Source organism: Neisseria sp. P0021.S005, from assembly GCF_051956955.1.
In genome coordinates, this window is record NZ_JBQCWY010000704.1 from 1 (window position 1) to 1,557 (window position 1,557).

Genomic DNA, 1,557 nt, shown 5'->3' on the forward strand with positions numbered 1-1,557 from the left:
GCTGATAAATACCCAAACAGTAAAGAGCGAGCGAGCCCAGTTAGCGTCCATGATGTTACCTTACGTTTTTCAATGCCAAGCCCAAGCCTTGCAGATAGGCGATAACAGCGTCCAGCTCTGATTTGTTGGCCAGCATTTCAGGTGCTTTGGCAATTTCTTCATCGCTGTAAGGTGTACCCACTTTACGCAGGGCTTTCATATGCGCCACAGTTGCCTCGGCATCGACTTTATTGCGTGCGAGCCATGGAAATGCAGGCATATTGGACTCCGGCACAACGTCGCGCGGGTTCAGCAGGTGGATGCGGTGCCACTCATCAGAATAGCGACCACCGACACGAGCCAAATCCGGACCGGTACGTTTAGAACCCCATTGGAACGGATGGTCATAAACAGACTCACCGGCAACGGAGTAGTGGCCGTAACGTTCAGTTTCTGCACGGAATGGACGAATCATTTGAGAGTGGCAGTTGTAGCAGCCTTCGCGTACGTAAATATCACGACCGGCCACTTGCAAGGCGTTGTATGGTTTCACGCCTGGCGCAGGTTCAGTAACTGCCTTGGAGAAGAACAGCGGGACAGCCTCGATCAGAAGGCCGACGCTGACTACAAGCAGGGTGAATACAATCAGTACACCAACTTTTTCTTCAGCTAATTGTTGCAATTTCATTTTGGTAGCCTATCTTTCTTATTATTAGTGGTGTTGGGTTTGAGAAACCGCAGGAATCTCAGCATCAACCGCTTTACCACTGATAGCAGTACGGTAAACGTTATATGCCATGATGCACATACCGCTCAGGTACAGAAGACCGCCGGTGAAACGAATCATGTAGTAAGGCATGGTACGTTTTACAGATTCGACAAAGGAATAAGTCAGTGTGCCGTCTTCGTTCAAAGAACCCCACATCAGGCCTTGCATCACACCGGCAATCCACATCGCGGCGATATACAGAACCACACCGATGGTTGCAATCCAGAAATGCGCTTCAACCAATTTGGTGCTGTACATTTCGTTTTTACCGAAGAGGCGTGGGATCATGTAGTAAACGGAACCGATGGTTACGAAGCCTACCCAACCCAATGCACCGGCATGAACGTGCGCAACAGTCCAGTCAGTATAGTGGCTCAGAGCGTTAACTGTTTTGATAGACATCATCGGGCCTTCGAAGGTAGACATACCGTAGAAGGACAGAGATACGATCAAGAATTTCAAAATCGGGTCGGTACGCAGTTTGTCCCATGCACCAGACAGAGTCATGATACCGTTGATCATACCGCCCCAAGAAGGTGCGAACAGGATCAAAGACAATACCATACCCAAAGATTGAGTCCAGTCAGGCAATGCGGTGTAGTGCAAGTGGTGTGAACCAGCCCACATATAAGTGAAAATCAAAGCCCAGAAGTGAACAACGGACAAGCGGTAAGAGTAAATAGGACGGCCTGCTTGTTTTGGTACGAAATAGTACATCATACCCAAGAAGCCGGCTGTCAGGAAAAAGCCCACCGCATTGTGGCCGTACCACCATTGAACCATCGCATCAATCGCACCTGCGTAAACCG

The 1,557-nt window shown here is 49.3% G+C and carries 2 protein-coding genes; both read right to left on the reverse strand.

Features of this window, described 5'->3' with window-relative positions:
* Nucleotides 1–55 precede the first annotated feature (55 nt).
* A complete protein-coding gene (ccoO, locus tag ACTHUE_RS18510; protein WP_063075589.1) occupies nucleotides 56–667 on the reverse strand; it encodes a cytochrome-c oxidase, cbb3-type subunit II in 612 nt (203 codons plus the stop codon).
* Between the two features lie 24 nt (nucleotides 668–691).
* Nucleotides 692–1,557: cbb3-type cytochrome c oxidase subunit I (locus tag ACTHUE_RS18515; RefSeq protein WP_440424139.1), on the reverse strand; the 866-nt coding region annotated here is incomplete at its 5' end.

What these genes read in the sequence shown, in the direction of transcription:
- ccoO (WP_063075589.1), bottom strand. Translation starts at nt 667, where the DNA reads ATGAAATTGCAACAATTAGCTGAAGAAAAAGTTGGTGTACTGATTGTA.